General features: G+C 73.9%; 24 protein-coding genes and 1 pseudogene. 16 read left to right on the forward strand and 9 right to left on the reverse strand.

Annotation, left to right across the window (positions count from 1 at the left end):
* Positions 1 to 7: 7 nt before the first annotated feature.
* Complete coding sequence (locus tag ACN9M0_RS04090) at positions 8 to 445, reverse strand: ATP-binding protein (RefSeq protein ID WP_399699771.1); 438 nt, start codon at positions 443 to 445, stop codon at positions 8 to 10.
* Between the two features lie 170 nt (positions 446 to 615).
* On the reverse strand, positions 616 to 1,794 hold the full coding sequence (locus tag ACN9M0_RS04095; RefSeq protein ID WP_366035498.1) for an 8-amino-7-oxononanoate synthase: 1,179 nt from the start codon (positions 1,792 to 1,794) through the stop codon (positions 616 to 618).
* Between the two features lie 143 nt (positions 1,795 to 1,937).
* On the opposite strand from ACN9M0_RS04095, the gene bioB reads away from it, so the two are divergent.
* The 8 genes from bioB (at position 1,938) to ACN9M0_RS04135 (ending at position 9,452) form a co-directional block, all read left to right on the forward strand.
* A complete protein-coding gene (bioB, locus tag ACN9M0_RS04100) occupies positions 1,938 to 3,185 on the forward strand; it encodes a biotin synthase BioB (protein WP_426403122.1) in 1,248 nt (415 codons plus the stop codon).
* Positions 3,178 to 4,458 carry an adenosylmethionine--8-amino-7-oxononanoate transaminase gene (locus ACN9M0_RS04105; protein ID WP_426403123.1) on the forward strand — a complete coding sequence of 427 codons (1,281 nt, stop codon included), beginning with the start codon at positions 3,178 to 3,180 and terminating at the stop codon, positions 4,456 to 4,458. The genes bioB and ACN9M0_RS04105 overlap by 8 nt, the downstream gene beginning before the upstream one ends.
* Before the next feature lie 203 nt (positions 4,459 to 4,661).
* On the forward strand, positions 4,662 to 5,393 hold the full coding sequence (gene bioD, locus ACN9M0_RS04110) for a dethiobiotin synthase (protein WP_366035501.1): 732 nt from the start codon (positions 4,662 to 4,664) through the stop codon (positions 5,391 to 5,393).
* Between the two features lie 31 nt (positions 5,394 to 5,424).
* Complete coding sequence (locus tag ACN9M0_RS04115; RefSeq protein ID WP_366035502.1) at positions 5,425 to 5,769, forward strand: VOC family protein; 345 nt, start codon at positions 5,425 to 5,427, stop codon at positions 5,767 to 5,769.
* A 12-nt stretch (positions 5,770 to 5,781) separates the two neighbouring features.
* Positions 5,782 to 6,444, forward strand: a complete 663-nt coding sequence (locus ACN9M0_RS04120) for a class I SAM-dependent methyltransferase (RefSeq protein WP_426403124.1) — start codon at positions 5,782 to 5,784, stop codon at positions 6,442 to 6,444.
* Positions 6,445 to 6,485: 41 nt separating this feature from the next.
* Complete coding sequence (locus tag ACN9M0_RS04125) at positions 6,486 to 6,914, forward strand: GNAT family N-acetyltransferase (RefSeq protein ID WP_366035504.1); 429 nt, start codon at positions 6,486 to 6,488, stop codon at positions 6,912 to 6,914.
* 172 nt (positions 6,915 to 7,086) lie between these two features.
* The gene (locus ACN9M0_RS04130) at positions 7,087 to 8,436 is read left to right on the forward strand and encodes a hemolysin family protein (protein WP_426403125.1); all 1,350 of its coding nucleotides are present in this window, start codon (positions 7,087 to 7,089) and stop codon (positions 8,434 to 8,436) included.
* Positions 8,433 to 9,452, forward strand: a complete 1,020-nt coding sequence (locus ACN9M0_RS04135; RefSeq protein WP_399699781.1) for a hemolysin family protein — start codon at positions 8,433 to 8,435, stop codon at positions 9,450 to 9,452. The genes ACN9M0_RS04130 and ACN9M0_RS04135 overlap by 4 nt, the downstream gene beginning before the upstream one ends.
* 241 nt (positions 9,453 to 9,693) lie before the next feature.
* Here the strand turns inward: ACN9M0_RS04135 and ACN9M0_RS04140 are convergent, their stop codons facing one another.
* The gene (locus tag ACN9M0_RS04140; RefSeq protein ID WP_426403126.1) at positions 9,694 to 10,713 is read right to left on the reverse strand and encodes a maleylpyruvate isomerase family mycothiol-dependent enzyme; all 1,020 of its coding nucleotides are present in this window, start codon (positions 10,711 to 10,713) and stop codon (positions 9,694 to 9,696) included.
* A gap of 64 nt (positions 10,714 to 10,777) precedes the next feature.
* Between ACN9M0_RS04140 and ACN9M0_RS04145 the strand changes: the two genes are divergently transcribed.
* The 3 genes from ACN9M0_RS04145 to mug all read left to right on the forward strand — a co-directional run bounded on the left by ACN9M0_RS04145 (position 10,778) and on the right by mug (position 13,657).
* Positions 10,778 to 11,560, forward strand: coding sequence for an SGNH/GDSL hydrolase family protein (locus tag ACN9M0_RS04145; RefSeq protein WP_366035508.1), 783 nt, complete (start codon positions 10,778 to 10,780; stop codon positions 11,558 to 11,560).
* A gap of 97 nt (positions 11,561 to 11,657) precedes the next feature.
* A complete protein-coding gene (purB, locus tag ACN9M0_RS04150) occupies positions 11,658 to 13,100 on the forward strand; it encodes an adenylosuccinate lyase (RefSeq protein ID WP_426403127.1) in 1,443 nt (480 codons plus the stop codon).
* 62 nt (positions 13,101 to 13,162) lie between these two features.
* Positions 13,163 to 13,657, forward strand: a complete 495-nt coding sequence (gene mug, locus ACN9M0_RS04155) for a G/U mismatch-specific DNA glycosylase (RefSeq protein WP_399699787.1) — start codon at positions 13,163 to 13,165, stop codon at positions 13,655 to 13,657.
* A gap of 42 nt (positions 13,658 to 13,699) precedes the next feature.
* On the opposite strand, the gene ACN9M0_RS04160 is transcribed toward mug, so the two are convergent.
* On the reverse strand, positions 13,700 to 14,137 hold the full coding sequence (locus ACN9M0_RS04160) for a hypothetical protein (RefSeq protein ID WP_366035511.1): 438 nt from the start codon (positions 14,135 to 14,137) through the stop codon (positions 13,700 to 13,702).
* A gap of 162 nt (positions 14,138 to 14,299) precedes the next feature.
* On the opposite strand from ACN9M0_RS04160, the gene ACN9M0_RS04165 reads away from it, so the two are divergent.
* Positions 14,300 to 15,457 carry an ROK family transcriptional regulator gene (locus tag ACN9M0_RS04165; protein WP_366035512.1) on the forward strand — a complete coding sequence of 386 codons (1,158 nt, stop codon included), beginning with the start codon at positions 14,300 to 14,302 and terminating at the stop codon, positions 15,455 to 15,457.
* Positions 15,458 to 15,618: 161 nt separating this feature from the next.
* Here the strand turns inward: ACN9M0_RS04165 and ACN9M0_RS04170 are convergent, their stop codons facing one another.
* Both ACN9M0_RS04170 and ACN9M0_RS04175 read right to left on the reverse strand, forming a co-directional pair.
* On the reverse strand, positions 15,619 to 16,359 hold the full coding sequence (locus ACN9M0_RS04170; protein ID WP_366035513.1) for a GntR family transcriptional regulator: 741 nt from the start codon (positions 16,357 to 16,359) through the stop codon (positions 15,619 to 15,621).
* Positions 16,360 to 16,618: 259 nt separating this feature from the next.
* On the reverse strand, positions 16,619 to 17,518 hold the full coding sequence (locus ACN9M0_RS04175) for an RNA polymerase sigma-70 factor (protein WP_426403128.1): 900 nt from the start codon (positions 17,516 to 17,518) through the stop codon (positions 16,619 to 16,621).
* A 143-nt stretch (positions 17,519 to 17,661) separates the two neighbouring features.
* On the opposite strand from ACN9M0_RS04175, the gene ACN9M0_RS04180 reads away from it, so the two are divergent.
* Positions 17,662 to 18,492: an alpha/beta fold hydrolase gene (locus ACN9M0_RS04180; protein ID WP_366035515.1), complete on the forward strand. Its 831-nt coding sequence runs from the start codon at positions 17,662 to 17,664 to the stop codon at positions 18,490 to 18,492.
* 480 nt (positions 18,493 to 18,972) lie between these two features.
* Here ACN9M0_RS04180 and ACN9M0_RS04185 read toward each other — a convergent pair.
* Together ACN9M0_RS04185 and ACN9M0_RS04190 are read right to left on the reverse strand one after the other, a co-directional pair.
* Positions 18,973 to 19,377 (reverse strand): annotated as a pseudogene (locus ACN9M0_RS04185) (EamA family transporter); the annotation flags it as partial.
* A gap of 48 nt (positions 19,378 to 19,425) precedes the next feature.
* Positions 19,426 to 20,415 (reverse strand): helix-turn-helix domain-containing protein, encoded by a 990-nt coding sequence (locus tag ACN9M0_RS04190; RefSeq protein WP_366035516.1) that lies wholly within the window; start codon positions 20,413 to 20,415, stop codon positions 19,426 to 19,428.
* Between the two features lie 108 nt (positions 20,416 to 20,523).
* Here ACN9M0_RS04190 and ACN9M0_RS04195 point away from each other — a divergent pair, with 108 nt between their 5' ends.
* A complete protein-coding gene (locus ACN9M0_RS04195; protein WP_426403129.1) occupies positions 20,524 to 21,552 on the forward strand; it encodes a saccharopine dehydrogenase family protein in 1,029 nt (342 codons plus the stop codon).
* 7 nt (positions 21,553 to 21,559) lie between these two features.
* Here ACN9M0_RS04195 and ACN9M0_RS04200 read toward each other — a convergent pair whose 3' ends face one another.
* A complete protein-coding gene (locus ACN9M0_RS04200) occupies positions 21,560 to 22,768 on the reverse strand; it encodes a pentapeptide repeat-containing protein (protein ID WP_426403130.1) in 1,209 nt (402 codons plus the stop codon).
* 161 nt (positions 22,769 to 22,929) lie between these two features.
* Here ACN9M0_RS04200 and ACN9M0_RS04205 point away from each other — a divergent pair, with 161 nt between their 5' ends.
* Together ACN9M0_RS04205 and ACN9M0_RS04210 are read left to right on the forward strand one after the other, a co-directional pair.
* Positions 22,930 to 24,339: a PLP-dependent aminotransferase family protein gene (locus ACN9M0_RS04205; RefSeq protein ID WP_426403131.1), complete on the forward strand. Its 1,410-nt coding sequence runs from the start codon at positions 22,930 to 22,932 to the stop codon at positions 24,337 to 24,339.
* A gap of 251 nt (positions 24,340 to 24,590) precedes the next feature.
* Positions 24,591 to 26,183, forward strand: coding sequence for an alkaline phosphatase D family protein (locus ACN9M0_RS04210; RefSeq protein ID WP_426403132.1), 1,593 nt, complete (start codon positions 24,591 to 24,593; stop codon positions 26,181 to 26,183).
* Positions 26,184 to 26,224: the final 41 nt, after the last annotated feature.

The raw sequence follows: 26,224 nt of genomic DNA on the forward strand, positions 1-26,224 counted from the left end.
GAGCCCGCTAGCGACGGGCGAGCGGGGCCGCCGTCCAGGGAAGGGTGATCCAGACCGTCTTGCCGCCCTCCTCGGTCGGTGTGACCGAGAGGCGGCCGCCCGCCTCCGCCGCCAGGGAGCGGATGATGACCATGCCCCGGCCGTTGTCCTGCTGGACCGCCGCCGGGAGCCGGCGCGGCCAGCGCGGGTGGCTGTCGGTGACGCCGATGTGGAGGTGCTCCTCGCGCTCCAGGCGGACGTCGACCGTGAAGGTGGGCGACTGGCCGAAGGTGTGCAGGACGGCGTTGGTGGCCAGTTCCGAGACCATCAGGCGGATCGCGTCCGCCAGGTCGTCGACCCCGTCGAGGCCCCACCCGTCGAGGACCTCCGCGACGAACCGCCGGGCCGTGGGGACCGACGCGGGATCGCTCGGCAGCGTGACGGATGCTTCCTGGTGGTCTGCCATGGCGACCCTGTCCCTTTCCCGCCGGAGCCTGCGCCCCGGATCGCGCTTCGCGTCAGAGTCCCACCGATGGTGCCGCCCCGGCAGGCGTTCCACCAAGATTTGTCCCCATCTGTCGCCCGAAGCGGTGAACTCTGGTGCCCGTGAACGCCCTTGGACCTCCCGACGGTCCGTCAGACCGCCGGCGCGGTCCGCAGGATCGTCTCCACCGCTCGCCCGATCTCCGCGTCCGTCAGATCGGCCCGGGCCGTGAGGCGCAGCCGCGAGATGCCGTCGGGGACGGACGGGGGCCGGAAGCAGCCGACCGCCAGACCCTGTTCGCGGCAGTCCGCCGCCCAGCGCAGCGCCGCCTCCGGGGAGGGCGCGCGGACCGAGACGACGGCCGCGTCGGGCCGGGCCGCGGTGAGGCCGGCGTCCGTCAGGAGCCGGTGCAGGGTGGTGGCGACGGTACGGGCCCGCTCGGCGAGGCCCGGCTCGGCCGCGATCAGGCGCAGGCTCGCCAGCGCGCCGCCTGCGGCGGCCGGGGCGAGCCCGGTGTCGAAGATGAAGGTGCGGGCCGCGTTCACCAGGTGCTCGATCACCCGGGCCGGGCCGAGGACGGCGCCGCCCTGGCTGCCGAGGGACTTCGAGAGGGTGAGGGTGGCGACGACGTCCTCGTCGCCCGCGAGCCCGGCCTCGTGCAGGGCGCCCCGGCCGCCGTCGCCGAGGACGCCGAAGCCGTGGGCGTCGTCGACGACGAGTCCGGCGCCGTGCGCGCGGCAGGCCTCGGCGAGCGCGGGGAGCGGGGCCTTGTCGCCGTCGACGGAGAAGACGGAGTCGCTGACGACCAGCGCGCGGCGCCCCGGGTGCGCGTCGAGGGTCTTGGCGACGGCCTCGGGGTCGGCGTGCGGGACGACGGCGGCCTCGGCGCGCGCGAGGCGGCAGCCGTCGACGATCGAGGCGTGGTTGGAGGCGTCGGAGACGATCAGGGAGTCCCGGCCGCCGAGCGCGGTGAGCGCGGCCAGGTTGGCCGTGTAGCCGGAGGAGAAGACGAGGGCCGCCTCGAAGCCGCAGAACTCGGCGAGTTCCCGCTCCAGGCGGGTGTGCAGCCGGGTGGTGCCGGTGACGAGCCGCGAGCCGGTGGAGCCGGCGCCCCAGCGCCTGGCCGCCTCGGCCGCCGCCTCGGTGACCTCGGGCCGGCGGGTGAGGCCGAGGTAGTCGTTGCTCGCCAGGTCCAGGAGGTCCGACTCGGCCGCCCGGGGCCGCAGCGTCCGGACGAGACCGGCCTCGGCCCGGCGGCGCGCCTCGGCGTCGGTCCAGTCGAAGGCGGTGCGGCGCGGGCTCGCGGCCCGTGCGTCGTCGTCCCGTGGCATGCGGCGATCCTTTTGTAGGCAGCGCACAGACCCTAACCGGAGGATGCCGAGGTCGTGATGTGGTCATCCACACACCTCGATCGGAGGCGTTTGTTCGGATCCTCCTTGGCCCGGGGGTGGGCGGTAGGCAAGGATCTGCGGTTATGGACCTGCTGAACACGCTGGTGGAGAAGGGGCTGCGGCGCGAGCTGCCGACCCGTGAAGAAGCGCTCGCCGTCCTGGCGACCTCCGACGACGAACTGCTCGATGTGGTGGCGGCCGCCGGAAAGGTGCGCCGTCAGTGGTTCGGGCGCCGGGTGAAGCTCAACTACCTGGTCAACCTGAAGTCCGGTCTCTGCCCGGAGGACTGCTCGTACTGCTCGCAGCGGCTCGGTTCGAAGGCCGAGATCCTCAAGTACACGTGGCTGAAGCCGGACGAGGCCTCGCAGGCCGCGGCGGCGGGTGTCGCGGGCGGTGCCAAGCGGGTCTGCCTGGTGGCCAGCGGCCGTGGTCCGACGGACCGGGACGTGGAGCGCGTCGGGAAGACGATCGAGGCGATCAAGGAGCAGAACGAGGGCGTCGAGGTGTGCGCCTGCCTCGGTCTGCTCTCGGACGGCCAGGCGGAGCGGCTGCGGGACGCCGGCGCCGACGCGTACAACCACAACCTGAACACGTCCGAGGCGACGTACGAGGGCATCACCAAGACCCACACCTACGCGGACCGTGTGGACACCGTGCAGAAGGCGCACGCCGCCGGTCTGTCGGCGTGCTCGGGTCTGATCGCGGGCATGGGCGAGACCGACGAGGACCTGGTCGACGTCGTCTACGCGCTGCGCGAGCTCGACTCGGACTCGGTGCCGGTCAACTTCCTGATCCCGTTCGAGGGCACCCCGCTCGCCAAGGAGTGGAACCTCACCCCGCAGCGCTGCCTGCGCATCCTCGCGATGGTCCGGTTCGTCTGCCCCGACGTCGAGGTGCGGATCGCCGGCGGCCGTGAGGTCCACCTGCGCTCGATGCAGCCGCTGGCGCTGAACATCGCGAACTCGATCTTCCTCGGCGACTACCTGACCAGCGAGGGCCAGGCCGGCCAGGCCGACCTGGACATGATCGCGGACGCGGGCTTCGAGGTGGAGGGCGCGGGGACGACCACGCTGCCGAAGCACCGCGCGGACGCGCTCGCGGCGGCCGGTGCGACGGGTGGCTGCGGCTCGATGGCCTCGGCGGGCTGCGGCTCGGAGGCCTCCGCGGACGGCGCGGGCTGCGGTGGGCACGCGGAGGAGGCCGGCGGCTGCGGTCCCTGCGGCGGTCACGCGGCGCCCGTCGCCGAAGAGCCCCGGGCGAACGAGGCCCGCACCGACCTGGTGGCGGTGCGCCGCCGGGGCGCCGGCACGGACCTCGCGCCGAATGCGTAACGACGAGCTCCTCGCCCTGGACCGGGCGCACGTCTGGCATCCGTACGGCCCCATGCCGGGCCGTGCGGAGCCGCTGGTCGTCGCGTCCGCGTCCGGTGTGCGCCTCCGGCTCGCCGAACCCGTCGAGGGCCGCTCCGAGTTGATCGACGGCATGTCCTCGTGGTGGTCGGCGGTCCACGGCTACAACCACCCCGTGCTCAACGAGGCGGTGCGCGGCCAGCTGGAGAAGATGAGCCACGTCATGTTCGGCGGGCTCACCCACGAGCCCGCCGTCCGGCTCGCCGCCCGGCTCGTGGAGATCACCCCGGAACCGCTGCGGCACGTGTTCCTCAGCGACTCGGGCTCGGTCTCCGTCGAGGTGGCCGCCAAGATGTGCCTGCAGTACTGGCGTTCACTGGGCCGCCCCGAGAAGCAGCGGCTCTTCACCTGGCGCGGCGGCTACCACGGGGACACCTGGCAGCCGATGTCCGTGTGCGACCCGCAGGGCGGGATGCACGAGCTGTGGTCGGGAGTGCTCCAGCGGCAGGTGTTCACGGACGCGCCGCCGGCCGCGTACGAGGAGTCGTACGCGGAGCTGCTGCGCGCCCGGATCGCCGAGCACGCGCACGAGCTGGCCGCGGTGGTCGTGGAGCCGGTCGTGCAGGGCGCGGGCGGCATGCGCTTCCACGACCCGGCGTACCTGCGGGTGCTGCGGGAGGCCTGCGACGCGCACGACGTACTGCTCGTGTTCGACGAGATCGCGACCGGGTTCGGGCGGACGGGCACGCTGTTCGCGGCCGACCAGGCCGGCGTCTCCCCCGATGTGATGTGCGTGGGCAAGGCGCTGACCGGCGGCTACCTGTCGATGGCGGCGACGCTCTGCACGAGCCGCGTCGCCGACGGGATCTCGCGGGGCGAGGTCCCGGTCCTGGCGCACGGGCCGACCTTCATGGGCAACCCCCTCGCCTCCGCGGTCGCCCTCGCCTCGATCGACCTGCTGCTCTCCCAGGACTGGCAGCGCGAGGTCAAGCGGATCGAGGCGGGTCTGCGGGACGGGCTCGCCCCGGCGGCCGGCCTGCCGGGCGTCCGCGAGGTGCGGGTGCTCGGCGCGATCGGCGTCGTCCAGCTCGACCACGAGGTCGACATGGCGGCGGCGACGCGCGCGGCGGTCCGGGAGGGCGTGTGGCTGCGCCCGTTCCGCGACCTGATCTACACGATGCCGCCGTACGTGACGAGCGACGAGGACCTTGCCCGGATCTGCACGGCGGTACGGGCGGCTGCGGCAGCAGGCTGACAGGGGTGCCCACCCCGTTGTGGCATGCGTTCCTCCCCCAGACTTCGTCCGGGAGGTGCCCCCAGGGCGATGGGGGTCCCCCCTGCTCGAGCGGAGCGGAGAGCTCGGGGGAGGGTGGGCACAACGGAACGGCGCCCGTGCCGGCGCCAGAGGCTTCCGCGCCTGAACCCTCAGGCCTCGCACCGAACAAGGAAGGACACCCCATGCGCATCATCGTCATCAGCGGCACCGGCACGGAGATCGGCAAGACGATCGTCACCGCGGCCGTCGCCGCCGTGGCCACCGCCGCCGGCCGCTCCGTCGCCGTCCTGAAACCCGCGCAGACGGGTGTCGGGCCGGACGACCAGGGCGACGCCGACGAGGTCGTACGCCTCTCGGGCGCCGCGGCCTCCGCCGAGCTCGGCCGCTTCCCGGAGCCGCTGGCCCCGGGGACGGCCGCCCGACGGGCCGGGATGGCGCCGGTCGGCCCCCGGGAGGTCGCCGAGGCCGCCCGGAAGCTGGCCGCCGAGCACGACCTGGTGCTCGTGGAGGGCGCGGGCGGGCTGCTCGTCCGCTTCGACGAGGAGGGCGGCACGCTCGCCGACGCGGCCGCGCTGCTCGGCGCGCCGGTCCTGGTGGTGGCCCCGGCCGGTCTGGGGACGCTCAACTCGACGACCCTGACGGCCGAGGCGCTGCGGGCCCGTGGGATCGAGCAGCTGGGCGTGGTCGTCGGCAGCTGGCCGGACGCGCCGGACCTCGCGGCGCGCTGCAATCTCGCGGACCTGCCGGAGGCGGCGGGCGCTCCGCTGCTCGGAGCCGTACCGGAGGGGTCGGGGGCGCTCGACCCGGCGGAGTTCCGGGCGGCGGCGGGTGGCTGGCTGGGGCCGGAGCTCGGCGGCACGTGGGACGCGGAGGCGTTCGCGGGAGCGCAGGCGGCACCGCTCTCCGTAGGCTGACGGCGTGCGCGCATCTCCGTAGGCTGACGGTATGCGCGCACACGTTCAGGAGATCGTCTTCGACTGCGCCGCTCCGGCGGCGCTCGTCCGCTTCTGGGCCGGCCTCCTCGGCGGCGAACCCGTCGACCGGAGCGCCGACTGGTCGTACGTGGATCCGCCGGAGTTCGTACGGATCGCCTTCCAGCGGGTTCCGGAGGGCAAAGCGGCGAAGAACCGGCTGCATCTCGATCTGGAGGTGCCGGATCCGGCACGGGCGGCCGATGAGGTGCTGCCGCTGGGGGCGGTCACGGTCGGCGGGCTCGTCACCGACGAGCAGGGGTCCTTCCAGGTCATGCGGGACCCGGAGGGCAACGAGTTCTGCTTCGTGACGGGCTGAGGGGCGGCACCGATGGCTCCGAACCGTCCGGCGTCCCGCGCTCCTCGCGTCCACCATCCGCTGTTCGCCCGGTTCTACGCCCGGTTCAGCGTGTCGGCCGACACGCGGGGCGGGCTCGGCGCCCTGCGGACGGAACTGCTCGCCGGGCTCTCCGGCCGGGTCGTCGAGATCGGCGCCGGGAACGGTCTGAACTTCGCGCACTACCCGGCCGGGGTCACCGAGGTCGTGGCCGTCGAACCCGAGCCCCATCTGCGCGGGCTCGCCGAGGAGGCCGCGCGCGGGGCCGACGTCCCGGTGACCGTGCTCCCCGGCACGGCCGAGGCGCTGCCGGGGCCGGACGGCGCCTTCGACGCGGCGGTGGCCTCGCTGGTCCTGTGCACCGTCCGGAACGTGCCGGAGGTCCTCGCGGAGCTGCGGCGGGTCCTGCGGCCCGGCGGCGAGCTGCGGTTCTTCGAGCACGGGGTGGCGGACACGCCCGGGCTCGCGCGCGTGCAGCGGGGCCTCGACCGCACGGTCTGGCCGCTGCTCTTCGGCGGCTGCCACACCTCCCGCAGTCCGCTCGCGGCCATCGAGGCGGCGGGCTTCGACCTCGTCTCGTACCGCTCCTTCGACGTCCCGGAGCAGGGCCCGAGGCTGCCGTCCTCCCCCTGTGTCCTGGGGACGGCACGGCGGTAATCCCTGGCGGCTCCGCCGCGACGCGTGATGGGATTCGGGCCATGATCGATGTGAAGATTCGCGCCGCTCTGACCGACGAGGCGGAGGCCGTCCTGGCCTTCTGGCGGGAGTCCGCCGAGGGCACGTCCATCTCGGACGACGTGCGCGGGGTGACCCGGCTCCTGGAGCGCGATCCCGAGGCGCTGATCCTGGCCACGCTGCCCGACGGGCGGATCGTGGGGTCCGTGATCGCCGGCTGGGACGGCTGGCGGGCCTCGCTCTACCGGCTCGCCGTGCTGCCCTCGCACCGCCGGCAGGGCATCTCGACCGCGCTCCTGCGCGCGGCGGAGGATCGTTTCGCCGCGCTCGGCGGGCGCCGTGCGGACGCGATGGTGCTGGTGGCCAACGAGACGGCGCACGCCGCGTGGGGGGCCGCCGGATACGAGCGGCAGGAGCAGTGGCGCCGCTGGGTGAAGCCCTTCGCCCCGTGACCGCGGGCCGATCACCACCCCGCTTTGCCGGTCCTTTACCATGGTGTCCCGACCCGACGACCGAAAGGTGTGAGCGTCCGCCCATGGGCGAGCCTCCCAGTAGCACTGGTTCCGACCAGCTCCATCGAGCGATCCTCCTCCCGCCGACTGATCATGGGACGGAGGTGAACCGATGACCGAAGTGCTTCTGCTCGTGGTGGCGCTCCTGCTCGCGCTCGCGTGCGGCGCGTTCGTCGCGGCCGAGTTCTCGCTGACCACGGTCGAGCGCGGCGAGCTCGAAAGGGCCGCGGAGCGCAGCGAGCGGGGCGCGGCGAGCGCGCTCAAGGCCGTCCGCTCCCTCACCTTCCAGCTCTCCGGCGCCCAGTTGGGCATCACCGTGACCAACCTGGTCGTCGGCATGCTCTCCGAGCCCTCGATCGCCGCGCTGATCAGCGGCCCCCTCGAGTCACTCGGATTCTCGTCCTCCGTGGCCTCCTCGGTCGCCCTCGTCCTGGGCACCGCCCTCTCGACCGTCGTCCTGATGGTCGTCGGCGAGCTGGTCCCGAAGAACTGGGCGATCTCCTCGCCGCTCGCCGTCGCGAAGGTGGTCGCGACCCCACAGCGGGTGTTCACCGCCGCCTTCAAGCCGCTGATCAGCCACCTCAACAACACCGCGAACCGGATCCTGCGCCGCATCGGCATGGAGCCGACCGAGGAGCTGGCCTCCGCGCGCTCCCCGCAGGAGCTGGTGGCGCTCGCCCGGCACTCCGCGAAGGAGGGCGCCCTGGAGGCGGACACGGCCGAGCTGTTCGTCCGTACCCTCAACCTGTCCGAGCTGACCGCGGAGAACGTGATGACGCCCCGCGTGCAGGTCACCGCCCTGGAGGTGCAGGCCACCGCCGAGGACGTCGCCAACGCGACCCGCGCGACCGGCCTGTCCCGCTTCCCCGTCTACCGGGGCAGCCTCGACGCGGTCGTCGGCATCGCCCACATCAAGGACGTGCTCGCGATACCGGCCGAGGAGCGGCCCCGCCGCCGGATCGGCGAGATGCTCCGCGAGCCTCTGCTCGTCCCCGAGACGCTCACCGTGGACCGGCTGCTCGACCGCCTGTCGGGCAAGCAGACGATGGCCGTCGTCATCGACGAGTACGGCGGCACGGCCGGGGTCGTCACCCTGGAGGACATCGTCGAGGAGGTCGTCGGCGAGGTACGCGACGAGCACGACCCGCACGAGACGCCGGACCTGGCGCAGGCGGGCGAGGACGCGGACGGGCGCGCGCTCTGGTCCGCCGACGGCGCCGCCCGTACGGACCAGCTGGCCACGATCGGACTGAGGGTGCCGGACGGCCCGTACGAGACCCTCGCGGGTGTCCTCGCGACGGAGCTGGGCCGCATCCCCACCGCCGGCGACACGGTGGAGGTGGCCGGCTGGCGGCTCGACGTCGTCGACGCCTCGGGCCGGCGCGCCGCGCGCGTGCTGCTGCACGCCCCCGCGCACCCCACCTCGCACGACACGCACGAGTCCGGGGAGGCCGGCCGATGATCGCGATCCAGCTGTTGATCGGTCTGCTCACGCTGGTCGTCAACGCCTTCTTCGTCGGCGCCGAGTTCGCCCTGATCTCGGTCCGCCGCAGTCAGATCGAGCCCCTGGCCGAGTCCGGGAACCGGCGGGCGCGCAGCGTCATCTGGGGCCTGGAGCACGTCTCCGCGATGCTCGCGGCGGCGCAGCTCGGCATCACGCTCTGCACCCTGGTCCTCGGCATCGTCGCCGAGCCGGCCATCGAGCATCTCCTCGAACCGGTCTTCGACGCGGTCGGCGTGCCGCACGGCGTGGCCGCGACGATCTCGTTCGGGATCGCGCTGGCCCTGGCGACGTATCTGCACATGCTGCTCGGCGAGATGGTGCCGAAGAACATCGCGCTCGCCGAACCGACGCGCTCCGCGCTGCTCCTCGGGCCGCCCCTGGTGACGCTGGCGCGGGCGCTGCGGCCGGTGATCTTCGCGATCAACGCCTTCGCGAACGCCCTGCTCAAGCTGTTGCGGGTGGAGGTCAAGGGTGAGGTCTCGGCGACCTTCTCGGACGACGAGCTGGCCCGGATGGTCACCGACGCGGGCGACGCGGGTCTCCTGGACGACCGTGCCGCCGAGCGGCTGCACGACGCCCTGGAACTGGGCCGGCGTCCCGTGCGGGACGTCGTGATGCCGGCGGAGAAGGTGGTGTACGCGCAGGTCGGCACCACCCCGGAGGAGCTGGAGGCGCTGTCGGCGCGGAGCGGTTTCTCCCGCTTTCCGATGCTCGACGCCGAGCGCCGCATCCTGGGCTATCTGCACGTCAAGGACGCCCTGGACGTCACCCCGCGCGACCTGCCGTTCCCGGTGTCGGCGCTGCGGCCGATCGCCCGGGTCCGGGCGGCGACGCCGCTGGACGACGTCCTCACCGCGATGCGCCGCAGCCGGACGCACCTGGCGGCCGTCCTCGACGAGGACGGCAAGCCGGCCGGCCTCGTGACGATGGAGGACGTGCTGCGCGAGCTGGTGGGGCGCCCGGCGGCGCCGTGACGCCGTGACGCCGTGAGCTGAAGGAGAGGGGCCCCGGGTTTCCACCCGGGGCCCCTCGGCGTGGTCAGAGCGCGGCGCGCTGGGCGTCGTCAGAGCCCGGTGCCCTCCCGAGCCGTCAGAACCCGGCGTCCTCCGGCGTCGTGACGCGCGGCGCGCTGGGCGTCGCCAGAGCCCGGTGCCCTCCCGAGCCGTCAGAACCCGGCGTCCTCTGGCGTCGCAACGCGCGGCGCGCTGGGCGTCGTCACAGCGCGGTGGCGGCCAGCCAGTCGTCGAGCAGGTCCCGGTCGCCGGTGTGCGTGAAGCGCGGGTCGTCGGCCCCGTACCGGCGGTGCAGCAGGAGCAGCAGCTCCCCGGTGTCCGCCGCGACGCCGGCGGTCGGCTCGGCACCGCCGCTCCCCCGGCTCCAGGTGAAGCCGCCCCCGCCGAGGGCGACGGTCCAGACGGCGCCCGTGTCGCGGGCGCTCAGGCGGAGGACGGCACCGTCGCGGCCGAGGTGGGCCAGCGGTTCGGCGATCCGGGGGATGTACGGCGCGTTCCCCAGGAAGTGGTCGATGGCGTCCGCTGCCGTGCCGGGGTCGAGGGGTCCCGCCGTCCCGGCGACGGCGAGTTCGGCGTCGGCGAGGTGGACCACGGTCTCGAAGAGCACGTGGCGGGGGTAGTGGCGGACGTGCGGGTCGGCGCCGGGCGACCAGACCGGGGCGTCCGGGTCGGCCTCGCGCGCGGTGGCGGCGAACCGCTCGGCTCCGGCGGCGAGCCAGCCGGGGTACGCGGCGGGGTCGGCCGGCGCGTCCAGGGGGACGTCGCGAGCCAGGACCCGGGTGGTGGCGCCGGTGCGTACGAGGTGCTCGGCCCAGCGGTGCACGGTGCCGACGTGGCGGGTGAGGTCCGCGAGGGTCCAGCCGGGGCAGGTGGGGACGGGGGTCGCCGGGTCGGCCGGGCGGACGGTCGCGGCGAAGCGCCGGGCGCTCTCCAGGGCCGCCTCGCAGATGGCGGTGTGGGGGGCCTCGGTGAGGCCGAAGCCCTCGGACACGCTCAAGAGCTCCTCGCGCCGGGGGCCGGGCGGATGCCGCAGCGCGGCCTCCCGGAGGAGTCCGTCGAGGGCGCGGCGGTCGGCGGGGCCGAGTGTGCGCAGGGTCTGCGCCGTGTTCTCCAGCCACTTCACGGCCGTGTCGCGTGCGAGGATCTCGTCGGCGGAGGTCTCGACCTCCGTCACCAGCTCGGCCAGGGCCTCGGCCAGCGTGCTCAGGAGCGCGTCGCTCATCGGGTTTCCCCTCCCGGGTTCTCCACGGCATCCGTCGCATACCGCACGGTATGATCGCTCCGCCATGAAGATCAATGCCACGTACAACAGTCTCGTCGCCGTCGGGGACAGCTTCACCGAGGGTATGTCGGACCTGAAGGCCGACGGTTCCTACCGGGGCTGGGCCGACGTCCTCGCGGGCCGTCTCGCCGCCCGCGCCCCCGGCTTCCGCTACGCCAACCTCGCCGTGCGCGGCAAGCTCATCGGGCAGATCGTCGACGAGCAAGTCGACCTGGCCGCAGGCATGAAGGCCGATGTGGTGACCCTGGTCGGCGGTCTCAACGACACCCTGCGCCCCAAGGTCGACATGGTCCGGGTGCGGGACCTGCTCACCGAGGCAGTGGAACGCCTCACACCCTCGTGCGGGCAGCTCGTCCTGATGCGCAGCCCCGGCCGGAACGGCCCGGTCATGGAGCGCTTCCGCCCCCGGATGGAGGAGCTGTTCGCCCACATCGACGCACTCGCCGCCGAACACGGCGCCCTGGTCGTCGACCTGTACGGGGCCCCGTCGCTGGGCGACCCCCGGCTGTGGGACGTGGACCGGCTCCATCTGACGGCCGACGGGCACCGGCGGGTCGCCGAGGCCGTGTGGCAGACCCTCGGCCTGGCACCCCAGGAGGACTGGCGCACGCCGCTTCCCCCGGCCGTACAGCCAGGCTGGGCGAGCCGCCGGGTCGCGGACGCCCGCTTCGCCAGGGAGCACCTGGGCCCGTGGATCGGACGGCGCCTGACCGGCCGCTCGTCGGGTGACGGCCGCGCGCCCAAGCGCCCGGAGCTGCTGCCGTACGAACCCCCGGCCGTTCCGTAGCGGGGCGCCCACGCCTGCGCGTGACCTGCGTCTCGTAGCAAGCTCCACACGGGACCGTGGCGCTGGCCTGCAGAAACCACCAGTAAACTCTGTGCACGTGACTGCTGTGACTGCGAAGCCCCGTATCCCCAACGTTCTGGCCGGCCGCTACGCCTCCGCGGAGCTCGCCGTCCTCTGGTCCCCCGAGCAGAAGGTGAAGCTGGAGCGCCGGCTGTGGCTCGCCGTGCTGCGTGCGCAGAAGGACCTCGGGATCGAGGTTCCGGACGCCGCCCTCGCCGACTACGAGCGCGTTCTCGACCAGGTCGACCTCGGCTCCATCGCCGAGCGCGAGAAGGTCACCCGGCACGACGTGAAGGCCCGGATCGAGGAGTTCAACGCCCTCGCCGGCCACGAGCACGTCCACAAGGGCATGACCTCGCGCGACCTCACCGAGAACGTCGAGCAGCTCCAGATCCGCCTCTCCCTCGAGCTCGTGCGGGACCGCACGGTCGCCGTCCTCGCCCGCCTCGGCAAGCTCTCCGCCGAGTACGCGGAGCTGGTCATGGCCGGCCGCTCGCACAACGTCGCCGCCCAGGCGACCACCCTCGGCAAGCGCTTCGCGACCTCGGCCGACGAGCTGCTCGTGGCCTACGCCCGCCTGGAGGAGCTGCTCGGCCGCTACCCGCTGCGCGGCATCAAGGGCCCGGTCGGCACCGCGCAGGACATGCTGGACCTGCTCGGCGGCGACGCCGGCAAGCTGGCCGACCTGGAGCAGCGGATCGCCGCGCACCTCGGCTTCGCGCACGCCTTCACCTCGGTCGGTCAGGTCTACCCGCGCTCGCTCGACTACGACGTGGTCACCTCGCTGGTGCAGCTGGCCGCCGCACCCTCGTCGATCGCCAAGACGATCCGTCTGATGGCGGGCCACGAGCTGGTCACGGAGGGCTTCAAGCCCGGCCAGGTCGGCTCCTCGGCGATGCCGCACAAGATGAACACCCGCTCCTGCGAGCGCGTCAACGGCCTCATGGTCATCCTGCGCGGCTACGCCTCGATGACCGGCGAGCTGGCCGGCGACCAGTGGAACGAGGGCGACGTGTCCTGCTCCGTGGTCCGCCGGGTCGCGCTGCCGGACGCCTTCTTCGCGCTCGACGGTCTCCTGGAGACCTTCCTGACCGTGCTGGACGAGTTCGGCGCCTTCCCGGCAGTCGTCGCCCGCGAGCTCGACCGCTACCTGCCCTTCCTGGCGACGACGAAGGTCCTCATGGGCGCCGTGCGCGCCGGCGTGGGCCGCGAGGTCGCCCACGAGGCCATCAAGGAGAACGCCGTCGCCTCCGCCCTCGCCATGCGCGAGCAGGGCGCCGAGCGCAACGAGCTCCTGGACAAGCTGGCCGCCGACGAGCGGATCCCGCTGGACCGGGCGCAGCTCGACGAGCTGATGGCGGACAAGCTGTCCTTCACGGGCGCCGCCGCCGACCAGGTCGCGTCGGTGGTCTCCCGCATCGAGGAGATCCTCAAGCAGCACCCGGAGGCCGCCGCCTACACCCCCGGGGCGATCCTCTGACCCGGACTCCCCGGTTCAGCCAGCAGGAGCTGGAGGCCGCTCGCGACCGTGTCGTTCCCGACGTGGTGGCGGGCGGCCTTTCCGTGCTCTTCTGCGGGATCAACCCGGGTCTGATGACGGCTGCGACGGGCCACCACTTCGCCCGGCCGGGCAACCGCTTCTGGCCGGTGCTGCACCTGTCGGGGTTCACCCCGAGGCAGCTGCGGCCGGACGAGCAGGAGGAGCTCCTGACGTACGGTCTCGGCATCACGAACGTGGTGGCGCGGGCGACCGCGCGGGCCGACGAGCTGAGCCGCGAGGAGTACCGCGAGGGCGGGCGGCTGCTCGTGGAGAAGGTGGAGCGGCTGGCGCCGCGCTGGCTCGCGGTCGTCGGCGTCACGGCGTACCGCACGGCCTTCGGCGAGCCGAAGGCGACGATCGGCCCGCAGGACCGCGTGATCGGTTCCACCCGGATCTGGGCGCTGCCCAACCCGAGCGGTCTCAACGCCCACTGGACGGCGGCGACGATGGCCGAGGAGTTCGGCCGGCTGCGGGCGGCGGCGACCGGGGCCGCCTAGCGGGTGCCTTGGCGAGCCCGGCCCTGATCGGCAGGACACCCCCTAGGGCGGGTCGACCTCGGTGATCACGGCGAGGAGCTGGTACGGGAGCTCCTTGTCCCAGTGGGAGACGCCGAGGCCTATCCACCGTCCGTCCACGCGCCACAGGGTCACGTCCGGCGTGTGGCTGCTGAGGGTGGACCAGGGCTCCGGTATCTCCTCGCCGTCCATGGTCCGCTCCAGGACGGACCAGAGACCGACCTCGTCCGGCGGGCCCCAGCGGGCCGTGAGCAGGGCGGCGAGTCCGTCCCGCTCCGCCTCGTACTGCTCTTCGACGAGCAGGCTCCGCGTGCCGTCGTCCTCCCAGAAGTCCTCGCTCGTCGCGAGCTCCCCGACGTGGAAGCCGGGACCGCTCTCGACGGGTCCGGATCGCTCCGGTCGCGCCGGGAAGGCGCGGGTGCGGAGTAAGTCGATCGTCGCCAGGTGCCGTGCCGTGGTCATGGGACCAGTAAAGCGGCCGGCACCGACAGTTGGCGTTCCGTCAGGAGGCGGGCGGCGGGCCCGGCACGGCCGGCCCGGGACGGCCACGGGGGCGGCACTCGCCGCGCGCGGACCCATTGAGTACCATCCGGCTGAGAAGTGCACGAGCTGGGAGGACACACGGTGGGGCGGCTGACCGGCGGGGATCCGTCTCTGCTGCGGCGGATCAACTCCGCGGTGGTACTCCATGCGCTGCGCGGCGCCGACGCGCCCACGCTCACGGATCTGACCCGGATCACGGGCCTGTCGCGGCCCACGGTCGAGGGGGTCGTCGAGGGTCTCATGGAGGGCGGGCTCGTCGTCGAGTCGGCGCCCGAGGAGGGCGAGGCCCGGCGGCAGGGACGTCCGGCGCGGAGGTTCCGCTTCCGTGCGGAGGCCGGTCACCTGCTCGGCATCGAGATCGGCCCGCACCGCGTGGCCGCCCTGCTCTCCGGTCTGGACGGGCGCATCATCGGCGCCGGGTCCCGCGAGGTGTCGGAGACGGCGCCCGAGGACGAGCGTCTCGACCGGGTGCGTACGGTCGTTGCCGACGTGCTGCGCAGGGCCGGGGTCGCCCGGTCCAACCTGCGGGCCGTCGGCGTCGGCACGCCCGGCATCGTGGAGGCCGACGGCACCGTACGCCTCGGCACGGCGCTGCCCGGCTGGACGGGCCTCGCGCTCGGCGAGCGGCTGCGGCGCTCCTTCCGCTGCCCGGTGATCGTGGAGAACGACGCGAACGCGGCGGCCGTCGCCGAGCACTGGAAGGGTGCCGCGACCGACTCCGACGACATCGTCTTCGTGCTCGCCGGCCTGAGCCCCGGCGCGGGCTCGCTGATCGGCGGCCGGCTGCACCGCGGCTTCGGCGGGGCGGCCGGGGAGATCGGCGCCCTGCACCTGCTCGGCCGGGGCGTCACCCCCGAGCATCTGCTCTCGACCACGGACGAGCCGCTGCACCCGCTGGACGAGCAGGCGGTCGCCGAGGTCTTCGCGCTGGCCCGCAAGGGCGACGCGCGTGCGGAGGCGGCGGTGGAACGGTTCATCCAGCGGCTGGTGCACGACGTGGCGGCCCTGGTCCTGGCCATCGACCCCGAACTGGTGGTCGTCGGCGGCTGGGCGGCCGGGCTCGACGGGGTGCTCCAGCCGCTGCGCGAGGAGCTGGCGCGGTTCTGTCTGCGGCCGCCCCGGGTGGTGCTGTCCCTGCTGGGCGAGGCCGCGGTGGGCACGGGCGCCCTGCGACTCGCGCTCGACCACGTCGAGGAGCAGCTCTTCGCCGTCGAGGGCACGGTCACGGCCCGCCGCTAGGAGTTTCCCGCGACGGCACGGTCACGGCCCGCCGCTAGGAGTTTCCCGCGACGGCACGGTCACGGCCCGCCGCCAGGGGTTCCCGGCGACGGCACGGTCACGGCCCGCCGCCAGGGGTTACCTGGCGGCGGGCCGGTGTTCTCGGTGTCGGGGCTCCGGCGTTACGAGGCCATGACCAGGTCGACCGAGTCGCCGAAGGTGAGGCGGCAGGTGTCGGCGCGGTAGGTGGCCACGGAGACGGCGGCCGTGCGTCCGGCGGAGAGGTAGCGCGTCGTCACGACGAGGACGGGCGCGCCCGGCAGCCGGTCGAGCTCCTTGGCGTCGTCGGCGCGGGCGGAGCCGAGTTCCACGGAGCGGTCCTGGCCGTCGAGGGCGAGGTGCTGGAGTTCGCGGAGGACGGCGCGGGCACGGGCGGGGCCGGCGGGCGCGTCGATGGCGCTGAGGCCCGGGACGGAGCCGGCCGGCACGTAGAGCAGCTCGGCCGCGACCGGCTGGCCCTGGCTGATCCGGAGGCGGCGGACGACGTGCAGCTGCTCGTCGGCGCCGGTCTCCAGGACGCGCGCGACGGCGGCCGGGGCAACGTCGGTCGCGGAGTCCTGGGGCTGCCAGACGTCGTCGCCGACGCCGGGCCAGGCGTGCTGGGTGGTGGAGACGTCGACGCCGACGCGCGGCGGGGCGACCGTGGTGCCGACGCCGCGGCGGCGCTGCAGGCGGCCTTCCAGCTCCAGCTGCTCCAGGGCCTGGCGGAGCGTGGCACGGGCGACGCCGAAGCGCGCCGCGAGCTCGCGCTCGTTGGGCAGGATCTCCCCGACGGCGAAGTCCGAGTCGAGCGCTTCGCCGATCACTGTCTTGAGGTGCTGGTACTTCGGTTCCGGTACCGATGCCAGCTGCGTGGTCCCCACCCTGATCCTCCGCAATTCGCCGTGTCCCGCGGCGTTTTTCCGCGCCCTTGTTTATTAAAGGTTCCTGCACTAACTCTGCGACCATAAGGCGAGCCACCCCCTTGGTCAAGACCAATCCTCCGTCGGACGTCCCTGAATGTGACCCTCTGACCTAGATCGTTCACAGGACGTTCGCACCCTCGTGAGCCCCGCGCAGCAAAGAGCCCCGCCTCCCGGGAGGGGAGGCGGGGCGAGTTCCGGCCGATTGGCGCGATCTCCGTCAGGCGTCGGCGAGCCGGGCGAAGCCCTGGAGCTTGTCGGGGTTGCGGATGATGTAGACGCACTGGACGAGGCCGTCGCGTATCTCGATCTGGAAGACGGAGTCGGGCTTCCCGTCGGCGAGGACGAGGACGGCCGGGGCGCCGTTGAGTTCGAGGAACCGCACCGCGTACGCGGCCTCGCCGTTCCGGGCGACGGCGGCGAGGAAGCGGCCGACCTTGTCGGCGGACTCCATGATCCGCAGCGGCGCCTTGGACTTGCCGCCGCTGTCGCCGACGAGCTGCACGTCCGGGGCGAGGAGCGCGAGGAGCTCGCCGAGGTCGCCGCCGGCCGCGGCGGAGAGGAATTGTTCGGTGAGGTCGCGGCGCTCGGCCGGGTCGACGTCGTAGCGCGGTCTGCCCTCGTCGACGTGGCGCCTGGCGCGCCCGGCGAGCTGGCGCACGGCCGCCTCGGTGCGGTCGAGGGCGGTGGCGATCTCCCCGTAGGGGAAGCCGAAGGCCTCGCGGAGTACGAAGACGGCCCGCTCCAGTGGGGAGAGGGATTCGAGCACGACGAGGACCGCGAACGAGACGGAGTCGGCGAGCAGCGCGCGCTCGGCGCTGTCGGGGGCGGCGGGGCCGAAGTCGGTGACGACGGGTTCGGGGAGCCAGGGGCCGATGTAGGACTCGCGGCGCGCCTGCGTCTGGCGGAGGCGGTCGATGGCGAGCCGCGTGGTGATCCGTACGAGGAAGGCGCGCGGCTCGCGGACGGCGTCCCGGTCCGCGGCGGTCCAGCGCAGCCAGGCCTCCTGGACGACGTCCTCGGCGTCGGCGGTGCGGCCGAGCATCCGGTAGGCGACGCCGAGGAGCATCGGACGGTGCTCCTCGAAGAGTTCGGTGAGGGTGTCGGTGTCGGTGGGCACCCGTCCATCCCAGCCCACGCCACCGGTCCTGTCCAGTTTGCGGTTCCGGCCTTGAACTCCTGGCTACTGAACGGTAATTCTTACTGACGGGACGTCTAAAGAATAACTCCCCACCGGTGTTCACGAGGAAGCGAGGAGCCCGCATGCCCGCACGGATCGCGTTCACGATCGAGACCCCGGCGGGTCCCCGCTCCACGTCCCTGGCGTACGAACGGCGGGGCGCGGGCGAGCCCCTGTTGCTGCTCCACGGCATCGGGCACCACTGGCAGGCGTGGGAACCCGTGCTGGACGTCCTCGCCGCCGAGCGCGAGGTGATCGCCGTCGACCTGCCCGGTTTCGGGGCCTCCGACGGGCTGCCGGAGGGCGTCCCGTACGACCTGTCCACCGTCGTGCCCGTGCTCGGCGCCTTCTGCGAGGCCGTCGGCTTCGAGCGGCCGCACGTCGCGGGGAACTCGCTGGGCGGGCTGCTCGCCCTGGAGCTCGGCCGGGAGAAGCGGGTGCGCTCGGTCACCGCCCTCTCCCCCGCCGGCTTCTGGTCGGAGGGCGAGCGGCGGTACGCCTTCGGGACGCTGCGGGCCATGCGCGGCGCCGCCCTGTCGCTGCCCGTGCCGGTGATCGAGCGCCTCTCCCGCACGGCCGCCGGGCGCACCGTGCTCACCAGCACCATCTACGCGCGGCCCGGCCGCCGGTCACCCGAGGCCGTCGTCGCCGAGACGCTCGCGCTGCGCGCGGCCACCGGCTTCCACCAGACCCTGGCCGCGGGCCGGACCGCCCTCTTCGGTGACGACATCCCCTCGGTTCCCGTCACGGTCGCCTGGGGCAGCCGCGACCGGCTGCTGCTGCGCCGCCAGGGCGTCCGCGCCAAGCACACCCTGCCCGCCGCGCGCCTCGTCCGGCTGCCCGGCTGCGGCCATGTGCCGATGAACGACGACCCGGCTCTGGTCGCGCGCGTGATCCTGGACGGCAGCCGCTGAGCCCGGCCGGGGCGCGCGGGTGAACAGGCCGGTGCCCAGGGCGGCACCGGCGCCCACGAGGAGGCTGCCGGCCGCCTGCGGGAGGCCGAAGGCGGCGCCTCCGACCAGGGCGGCGCTCAGGGCGGCGGCGATCGGGATGGCCCCGGTGTAGAGAGTGGCCCTCTCCATACCGACGCGCTGGACGCCCATGTAGAAGAGGACGAATCCGACGACCGTGGCCAGGGCCGCCTGCCAGACCAGGGCCCCCGACTCCACGGCCGTCGGCATCCGTACGAGACCGGCGCCGTCCACGACCAGGCCGACGAGCGCCGCCTCGGCCGCGCCGACCCCGCAGACGGCGGCCGTCAGCAGCTTCGGCCCGAGCAGCCGCAGCACGGGGACGGCCAGCACGGTGAACCCCACCTCGCCCGCGAGCGCCGCGGCCGACCAGCCGATCCCGGCCAGGTCCGTCCGCCCCCAGCCCTGCACGGTGAAGGCGCCGGCGGCGACGAGCAGCGCCCCGTACAGCACGGCGGGGGCGGGCCTGCGGCCCTCGGTCAGCGGGACCAGGACGGCGACGACGACGGGGGCGCAGCCGACCAGGACGCCGGGGACGGCGGGCTCGGCGGTCCGCTCGGCGGCGAGGACGGCGAGGTTGAAGCCGACCATGCCGACGGCCGCGAGGGCGGCGAGCCGCAGCCGGTGACGGGCGGTCAGGAGCCGCAGCGGGGCGAGCCCGCCGCGGCCGAGCAGCGGGAGCAGGAGCAGGCAGGCGGCGCCGTAGCGGAGCGCCTGCCCACCCGCGTACGGGTAGGAGCCGAGCAGGCTGTTGGCGGTGAAGGAGGCACCGACGAGTGCATAGGCGAGGGTCACCAGGAGGACCCCGCGCAGGGCGTTCGCGTTCATGCCTCCGACGTTAGGAAGCGGCGTGGCCCCGGTTAAGGTCCACTTCCCTCACGCCATCGGGGACCACTTCCCCGGGCCGGACCCGGGGCGGTCGGGGCGGGTCCGGGAGCGGAAGGTGCGGCGGTAGGTGTCCGGGGGCACGCCGACGGTGCGGTTGAAGTGCCTGCGGAGTGTCGTGGCGGTGCCCATGCCGGTGGCCTCCGCGATGGCGTCGACGCTGTCGTCGGTGGCCTCCAGGAGCTCCTGGGCGCGGCGGATCCGCTGGGTGAGGAGCCACTGCAGCGGGGTGGTGCCGGTGGCCGCCCGGAAGTGGCGGCCAAGGTTGCGTGAGCTCATGCGTGCCCGGCGGGCCAGGTCCTCCACGGTCAGCGGCTGGTCGAGCCGTTCGACCGCCCAGGGCAGCAGGTCGGTGAGCGGGTGGTCCTCCCTCGTGGGGACGGGGGCGGTGACGAACTGGGCCTGGCCGCCGTCCCGGTGCGGGGGCACGACGAGGCGGCGGGCGACCGTGTTGGCGACCGCCGAGCCGTGGTCGAGGCGGACGAGGTGCAGGCAGAGGTCCATCGCGGCGGCCTTGCCCGCGGAGGTGAGGACGGTGCCGTTGTCCACGTAGAGCACGTCCGGATCGACCTCCACCCGGGGGTGACGCTCGGCCAGGGCCTCGGTGTGCGCCCAGTGCGTGGTGGCGCGCCGGCCGTCGAGCAGACCGGCGGCGGCCAGGACGAACGCGCCCGTGCAGAGGGAGGCGATGCGCGCGCCCGCCTCGTGGGCCGCGCGCACCGCGTCGACCAGCTCGGCGGGGGGTTCCCGGTCGACGTCGGCCCAGCCGGGGACGATCACCGTGTCCGCGTACGGGAGCCGGTCGAGCCCGCTGTCGGGTTCCAGGCGGAACCGCTCGACCCGCACGGGGCCCGGGCCGCAGACGCTCACGTCGTACCAGGGAACGGCCACCGCGTCCGGCTTGGATCCGAACACCTCGTAGGCGAGGGAGAGTTCGAAGTGCAGCATTCCGTCGGTGACGGCCAGCGCGAGGGTACCCATGTCCGTAATTGTACGGGGCATGGCGTTCCGGACACTCGCGGGCTTCCTCTCCGGCCGCCAGGATGGATGTAGTTGAACATTCGATTACAGGGAACGGCGGGAGAAGTCATGGAATCGGGTCAGAAGGTCGTGGTGTTCGGTGCCTACGGTCACACCGGGCGCTTCGTGGTCGCGGAACTCCTGGAGCGCGGGCTCGTCCCGGTGCTCTCCGGCCGCGACGCCGGCAAGCTGCGCACGCTCGCCGCGTCCCACGAGGGGCTCGACGTCCGCCCGGCCTCGGTCGACGACCCGGCCTCGCTCGACCGCGCCCTGGCCGGCGCGGCGGCCGTGATCAACTGCGCCGGGCCGTTCGCCGTGACCGGCGGGCCGGTGATCGAGGCCGCCCTGCGCGCCGGGATCCCGTACGTGGACGTGGCGGCCGAGATCGAGGCCAACGCCGACACCTTCGCGCGGTTCGCGGACCGTGCCCGTGCCGCGGGAACGGTGATCGTCCCCGCGATGGCCTTCTACGGCGGCCTCGGCGACCTGCTGGCCACCACGGCCATGGGCGACTGGACGACGGCCGACGAGGTGCACGTCGCGTACGGGCTCAGCAGCTGGCACCCCACGGCGGGGACCCTCGCGGCGGGCAAGGTCTCCCAAGAGCGGCGGAACGGCCGGCACGTCCGCTACACCGGCGGACGCCTCGAGTACCACGACGACGCCTCCTCGGTCCTGGAGTGGCCCTTCCCCGCCCCCATGGGCGCCCGGCCCGTCATCGGCGAGTTCACCATGGCCGACGTCGTGACCGTCCCCAGCCATCTGGCGGTGCCCGAGGTCCGCACGTACATGGCGGTCGACGCGGCGCAGGACCTGTCGGCGCCGGACGCGGCGGCACCGACCGCGGTCGACGAGCGCGGCCGGTCCGCGCAGACCTTCCTGGTGGACGTGGTCGTGCGCTCCGGGGGCGCGGAACGCCGGGCCGTGGCCGTCGGACAGGACATCTATGCCATCACCGCGCCGCTCGCCGTGGAGGCCGTCCACCGGATCCTGACCGGCCGGACCCGGACGACCGGCGTCGCCTCGGCCGGCGAGATGTTCGACGCGCCCGAGTTCCTCGGCGCGCTGTCCGCGCACCTCTCCCTGGACGTGTCCTGACGAGCAATCAGTCCGGGACGGCGGAGGCGGGCAGCCCGCGGGCGCCTTCGGTACGTGCGCCGGTGAGCTCGGCGCCGGTCAGCACGACCCCTGTGAGGTCCGCGTGCGTGAGGTTCGCGCCCTTGAGGTTCGCCCCGGTCAGGTTCGCCCCGTGGAGGTCGGCCTTCGTCAGGTCGGCTCCCCGCAGGTCGGCGTCGGTCAGGTCCGCTCCCGCCAGGGTCGTCCCGGTGAGGACCGCGCTGGTGAGATCCGCGTCCCGGAGCACGGCACGGGACAGGTCGCACGGCTTCGCGGAAAGGGGGGCGCCCGCGTCCGTCGTCCCCGTGAACCTCCCCAGGAACGTCCTCCGCAGGATCGCGCCGCTGAGATCCGCTCCGGACAGGTTCGTGTCGAGCACGTTCGCCTCGGTCAGGTCGGCCAGGCTCAGATCGGCCTCACGAAGGTCGGCACCGAGGAGTTGCGTCCGGCTCAGATTGGCCTCGGAGGCGAACGCGCTCCGCAGATCGACCCCTGACAGGTCGGCGTGGCGCAGGTCCGCGCCTTCGAGGTTCACGTAGGCGAACGGAGCACGCGCGCGCGGGAACACGCCGTCCTCGGGCAGCTTCGCGAGGTCCTTGAAGGCCCACGCGGTCAGGAAGAGTCCCCGGAGGTCCGCCCGGCTCCAGTCGACCTGGGTGTCACCGTCGTGGCGGGGGGAGCGGTGGGCCAGGACGTTGACGACGGCGGTCACGTCCGTGGGCGGACGGCGGAGGCCCGGTGCCACCTGCCCCTCCTTCGGCTCCGCCGGTTCCACGGCGAACCCGGCCGCCGGAACGCTCGCGTGGCGGCGTACGTACGCGGAGAGGACCAGCACGATCCTGGGCTGGTCGCGCGGCGAGTCCTGCATGATGCGTTCGAGGGCGTAGATGCCGCCGAAGCGCACGTCGAGCGACGGGGATCCGAGGTTGCTGATCGCGTCGTTGAACCGGCTGGTGAGCTGTCCCTGTTCGGTGACGCGTACTTCCCGCCAGGTGAAGAGCAGGGCCACCATCGCGGCCAGACCGGGCAGGACGGCCACCAGGAGCACGGGCCACTGCGCACGGCCCGAGCTGCCCGCGCCGGAATCGCCCGCACGGCCCTCGCCGGATGCGCCCGTGCCTCGGCGCCGGCGCCACCGACGGCCTTCGCGCCGGTACGCCATCCGGGCCGGCCGTCCGCCGCGCGTGCGTCCCCTCACCTGACCATGGCAGTCGACGGACCCCGGAACGGGCGGACGCCACACCGCCGATGCACCCGATCGACGTAGCTGCCGCACCAGGGGCCCCGGCATCATGGGGGCCGCGACCGGGACGGACCGGAGAAACCCCGGGGCGGGGGCGGCGGAAAGGGCCACGTGACATGACGAGCCAGGGGCAGGCCGCCTGGGAACTGCTGCTGCCTGCCGTCGGCGCTCCGGCGCGGCGGCGGGGCCGGGCGCTGCAGGAAGCCCTGCGGGAGGCGGTGCGTTCGGGCCGGCTCGCGGCCGGGACGCGGTTGCCTTCGACCCGCGAGCTCGCGGCCGACCTCGGGGTCTCGCGGGGCCTGGTGACCGAGGCGTACGAGCAGCTGACGGCCGAGGGGTACCTGCGCAGCGACCGGGGGGCGGGAACCTGGGTGGGCGGCGCGGCCAGGGCGGCCGTGCGCGGGGCCCGTGACCTGGCCGCCGGGGCGCCCGGGACGCGGGTGGACTTCCGTCCGGGGACCCCCGACCTGTCACTGTTCCCGAGGAGCGCGTGGGCGGCGGCGCAGCGGTCCGTGCTCGCGCGGCTCCCCCACCCGGCGCTCGGCTACCCGGACCCGCGCGGGCTGCCCGAGCTGCGTGAGGCGCTGGCCGCGATGCTGACGCGGCGGCGGGGCGTCGTGGCCGATCCGGAGCGGCTCGTGGTCTGTTCGGGCGTGGCGCAGGCCTCGACCCTGCTCGGCTTCGTCCTGCGCGCGCGTGGACTGCGCCGGGTCGGGATCGAGGATCCCGGCAGCCCGGAGCACGGGCGGCTGTTCGCCTCGACCGGCATGGAGACGGTGTGGCTGCCGCTCGACGAGGAGGGGCTGCGTCCGGAGCCGCTGGCCGGCTCCGGGGTGCGGGCGGTGGTCGTAACGCCCTCGCACCAGTTCCCGTCGGGCATCAGCTGGTCGGCCGAGCGCCGGGCCGCGCTCCTCGACTGGGCGCGCACGGTGGACGGGTACGTCCTGGAGGACGACTACGACGGCGACTTCCGCTACGACCGTGCCCCCGTCGGCGCGCTCCAGGGACTCGACCCCGAGCGCGTCGCCTACGCGGGCTCGGTCAGCAAGTCGCTGGCTCCGGGGCTGCGGCTGGGCTGGATGCTCGTCCCGGAGGCGCTGCTCGACGAGGTCGTCGAACGCAAACGGACGATGGACCTCGGCAATCCCGTACTCGACCAGGCCGTCCTCGCGGAGTTCGTGACGCGGGGCGGGTACGACCGCCAGCTGCGCCGCTGCCAACGCGCCTACCGGGAACGGCGGGACGCGCTGCTCGCCGCGCTGGCCGAGCACCTGCCCGGCACCCGGGTGAGCGGGATCGCGGCCGGACTGCACGTCATCGCGCGCGTACCGGGACGGTTCGGGCCTTCCGTGCGGTTCCTGGCGCGGGCGGCGGAGGCCGGCGTGGCCCTGCGGCCCCTGGAGGAGTACGGCACCGCCCGGCCGGCGGACGGGGACGTACGGCTCGTCATCGGGTACGCACATCTGCCTCCCGCGTCGGTCACGACGGGGATCCGGCTCGTGGCGGAGGCGTGCGCGCGGGATTGAGCGGGCCCCGGGGCCAGCGAGACCCCTGCACGCGGGAGGGACCGCGTCCCGGGGCCCCGCGAGACCTCTGCACGCGGGAGGGACCGGATCCCGGGGCCCCGCGAGACCTCTGCACGCGGGAGTGACCGGATCCCGGGGCGTCTGAACGGCCATCTGTTCACGCGGGGTTCGTGTGGGAGCCGCACCCGGCCGTTAGGCATGGTGCGGCGCACCACCCGCGACCGGAGACGACCGCCCTCGGAGGCCCTTCCATGACCCAGACCGTGCCCGGCTCCTCCCCCTCCCCCGCCCGGCGCAGCGTGCTGCGCGGCTCGCTGGCCGCGTCGGCGGCGCTCACCCTCGGCGGCACCGGCCTCGCCGCACCGGCGTTCGCGCTGTCGGGCCGGCCCCGGGCCGAGTGGGGCGTGCAGGCTGGTGACGTCACGGCCTCCTCCGGTCTGGTGTGGGTGCGTTCGGACCGGCCGGCGCGGATGCTCGTGGAGACCTCGGCGACCGAGTCCTTCCGGCACGCCCGCCGCCACCTCGGGCCGCTGATCGGGGCGGGCACGGACTTCACCGGCACGACCGCCCTGCGCGGCCTTCCGGCGGGCGAGCAGATCCACTACCGGGTCACCCTCGTCGACCCGGACGATCCGCGCCGGTCGGGCGAGCCGGTACTCGGCTCCTTCCGTACGGCCCCGGACCTGCGCCGCGACGGCGTGCGGTTCCTGTGGTCCGGGGACATCGCGGGACAGGGCTGGGGCATCAACCCGGACATCGGGGGCTTTCGCGCGTACGAGGAGATGCGCCGGCTCGACCCGGACTTCTTCCTGTGCAGCGGCGACACGATCTACGCCGACGGGGTCATCCAGCCGAGCGTGACCCTGCCGGACGGGCGGATCTGGCGGAACGTCACGACGCCGGAGAAGGCGAAGGTCGCCGAGACCCTCGACGAGTACCGGGGCAACTTCCGCTACAACCTCCTCGACCACAACGTCCGGGCCTTCAACGCGCAGGTGCCGTCGGTGGTGCAGTGGGACGACCACGAGGTGCGGAACAACTGGTACCCGGGGCAGATCCTGGACGACCCCCGCTACACGGAGAAGGACGTGGACGTGCTCGCGGCCCGGGCCTCGCGCGCGTTCGGCGAGTACTTCCCCGTCTCCACGCTCCACGCGCGCGGTGACGGGCGCGAGCGGCGGATGCACCGGGTGGTGCGGTACGGGCCGCTGCTCGACGTGTTCGTGCTCGACATGCGCTCGTACCGGAACGCCAACTCCCCCGGCCGGCAGGCCGACGACGCCACCGGCATCCTCGGTGCCGAGCAGCTGGCGTGGCTGAAGCGGGAGCTGGCCGCGTCCCGGGCGGTGTGGAAGGTGCTCGCGGCGGACATGCCGATCGGCCTGGTCGTCCCGGACGGCGCGGCGAACTTCGAGGCGATCGCGCAGGGCGACCCGGGTGCGCCGCTCGGCCGGGAGCTCCAGATCGCCGAGCTGCTGCGGTTCGTGAAGCACCGGCGGATCACCGGCACGGTGTGGCTGACGGCGGACGTCCACTACACCTCGGCGCAGCACTACGCGCCGGAGCGGGCGGCCTTCCAGGACTTCGCCCCCTTCTGGGAGTTCGTGTCCGGGCCGCTGGCGGCGGGCGGGTTCCCGGCGAACGCGCTCGACGCGACCTTCGGTCCGGAGCGGGTGTTCGTGCGGGCGCCGGAGCGGGCGAACCTGTCGCCGATGGAGAGCCCGCAGTACTTCGGCGAGGTCGACATCGACGGCCACAGCGGGGAACTGACGGTACGGCTGCGCGCCGAGGGCGGGACGGTGCTGTTCAGCAAGGTGCTCCAGCCCGGGCGGGTCGGGCAGTAGCAGGTGACGTTCCCGGGCGCGGGCGTTGTCAGTGGGTGGCC

Origin of the sequence: Streptomyces sp. R-07 (assembly GCF_049913175.1) — a bacterium.
Taxonomy (GTDB): domain Bacteria; phylum Actinomycetota; class Actinomycetes; order Streptomycetales; family Streptomycetaceae; genus Streptomyces.

Bases quoted from the DNA above. Each gene is read 5' to 3' on its own strand.
- ACN9M0_RS04090 (WP_399699771.1), bottom strand. From the start codon at position 445: ATGGCAGACCACCAGGAAGCATCCGTCACGCTGCCGAGCGATCCCGCG.
- ACN9M0_RS04095 (WP_366035498.1), bottom strand. From the start codon at position 1,794: ATGCCACGGGACGACGACGCACGGGCCGCGAGCCCGCGCCGCACCGCC.
- bioB (WP_426403122.1), top strand. From the start codon at position 1,938: ATGGACCTGCTGAACACGCTGGTGGAGAAGGGGCTGCGGCGCGAGCTG.
- ACN9M0_RS04105 (WP_426403123.1), top strand. From the start codon at position 3,178: ATGCGTAACGACGAGCTCCTCGCCCTGGACCGGGCGCACGTCTGGCAT.
- bioD (WP_366035501.1), top strand. From the start codon at position 4,662: ATGCGCATCATCGTCATCAGCGGCACCGGCACGGAGATCGGCAAGACG.
- ACN9M0_RS04115 (WP_366035502.1), top strand. From the start codon at position 5,425: ATGCGCGCACACGTTCAGGAGATCGTCTTCGACTGCGCCGCTCCGGCG.
- ACN9M0_RS04120 (WP_426403124.1), top strand. From the start codon at position 5,782: ATGGCTCCGAACCGTCCGGCGTCCCGCGCTCCTCGCGTCCACCATCCG.
- ACN9M0_RS04125 (WP_366035504.1), top strand. From the start codon at position 6,486: ATGATCGATGTGAAGATTCGCGCCGCTCTGACCGACGAGGCGGAGGCC.
- ACN9M0_RS04130 (WP_426403125.1), top strand. From the start codon at position 7,087: ATGACCGAAGTGCTTCTGCTCGTGGTGGCGCTCCTGCTCGCGCTCGCG.
- ACN9M0_RS04135 (WP_399699781.1), top strand. From the start codon at position 8,433: ATGATCGCGATCCAGCTGTTGATCGGTCTGCTCACGCTGGTCGTCAAC.
- ACN9M0_RS04140 (WP_426403126.1), bottom strand. From the start codon at position 10,713: ATGAGCGACGCGCTCCTGAGCACGCTGGCCGAGGCCCTGGCCGAGCTG.
- ACN9M0_RS04145 (WP_366035508.1), top strand. From the start codon at position 10,778: ATGAAGATCAATGCCACGTACAACAGTCTCGTCGCCGTCGGGGACAGC.
- ACN9M0_RS04160 (WP_366035511.1), bottom strand. From the start codon at position 14,137: ATGACCACGGCACGGCACCTGGCGACGATCGACTTACTCCGCACCCGC.
- ACN9M0_RS04180 (WP_366035515.1), top strand. From the start codon at position 17,662: ATGCCCGCACGGATCGCGTTCACGATCGAGACCCCGGCGGGTCCCCGC.
- ACN9M0_RS04190 (WP_366035516.1), bottom strand. From the start codon at position 20,415: ATGGGTACCCTCGCGCTGGCCGTCACCGACGGAATGCTGCACTTCGAA.
- ACN9M0_RS04195 (WP_426403129.1), top strand. From the start codon at position 20,524: ATGGAATCGGGTCAGAAGGTCGTGGTGTTCGGTGCCTACGGTCACACC.
- ACN9M0_RS04205 (WP_426403131.1), top strand. From the start codon at position 22,930: ATGACGAGCCAGGGGCAGGCCGCCTGGGAACTGCTGCTGCCTGCCGTC.
- ACN9M0_RS04210 (WP_426403132.1), top strand. From the start codon at position 24,591: ATGACCCAGACCGTGCCCGGCTCCTCCCCCTCCCCCGCCCGGCGCAGC.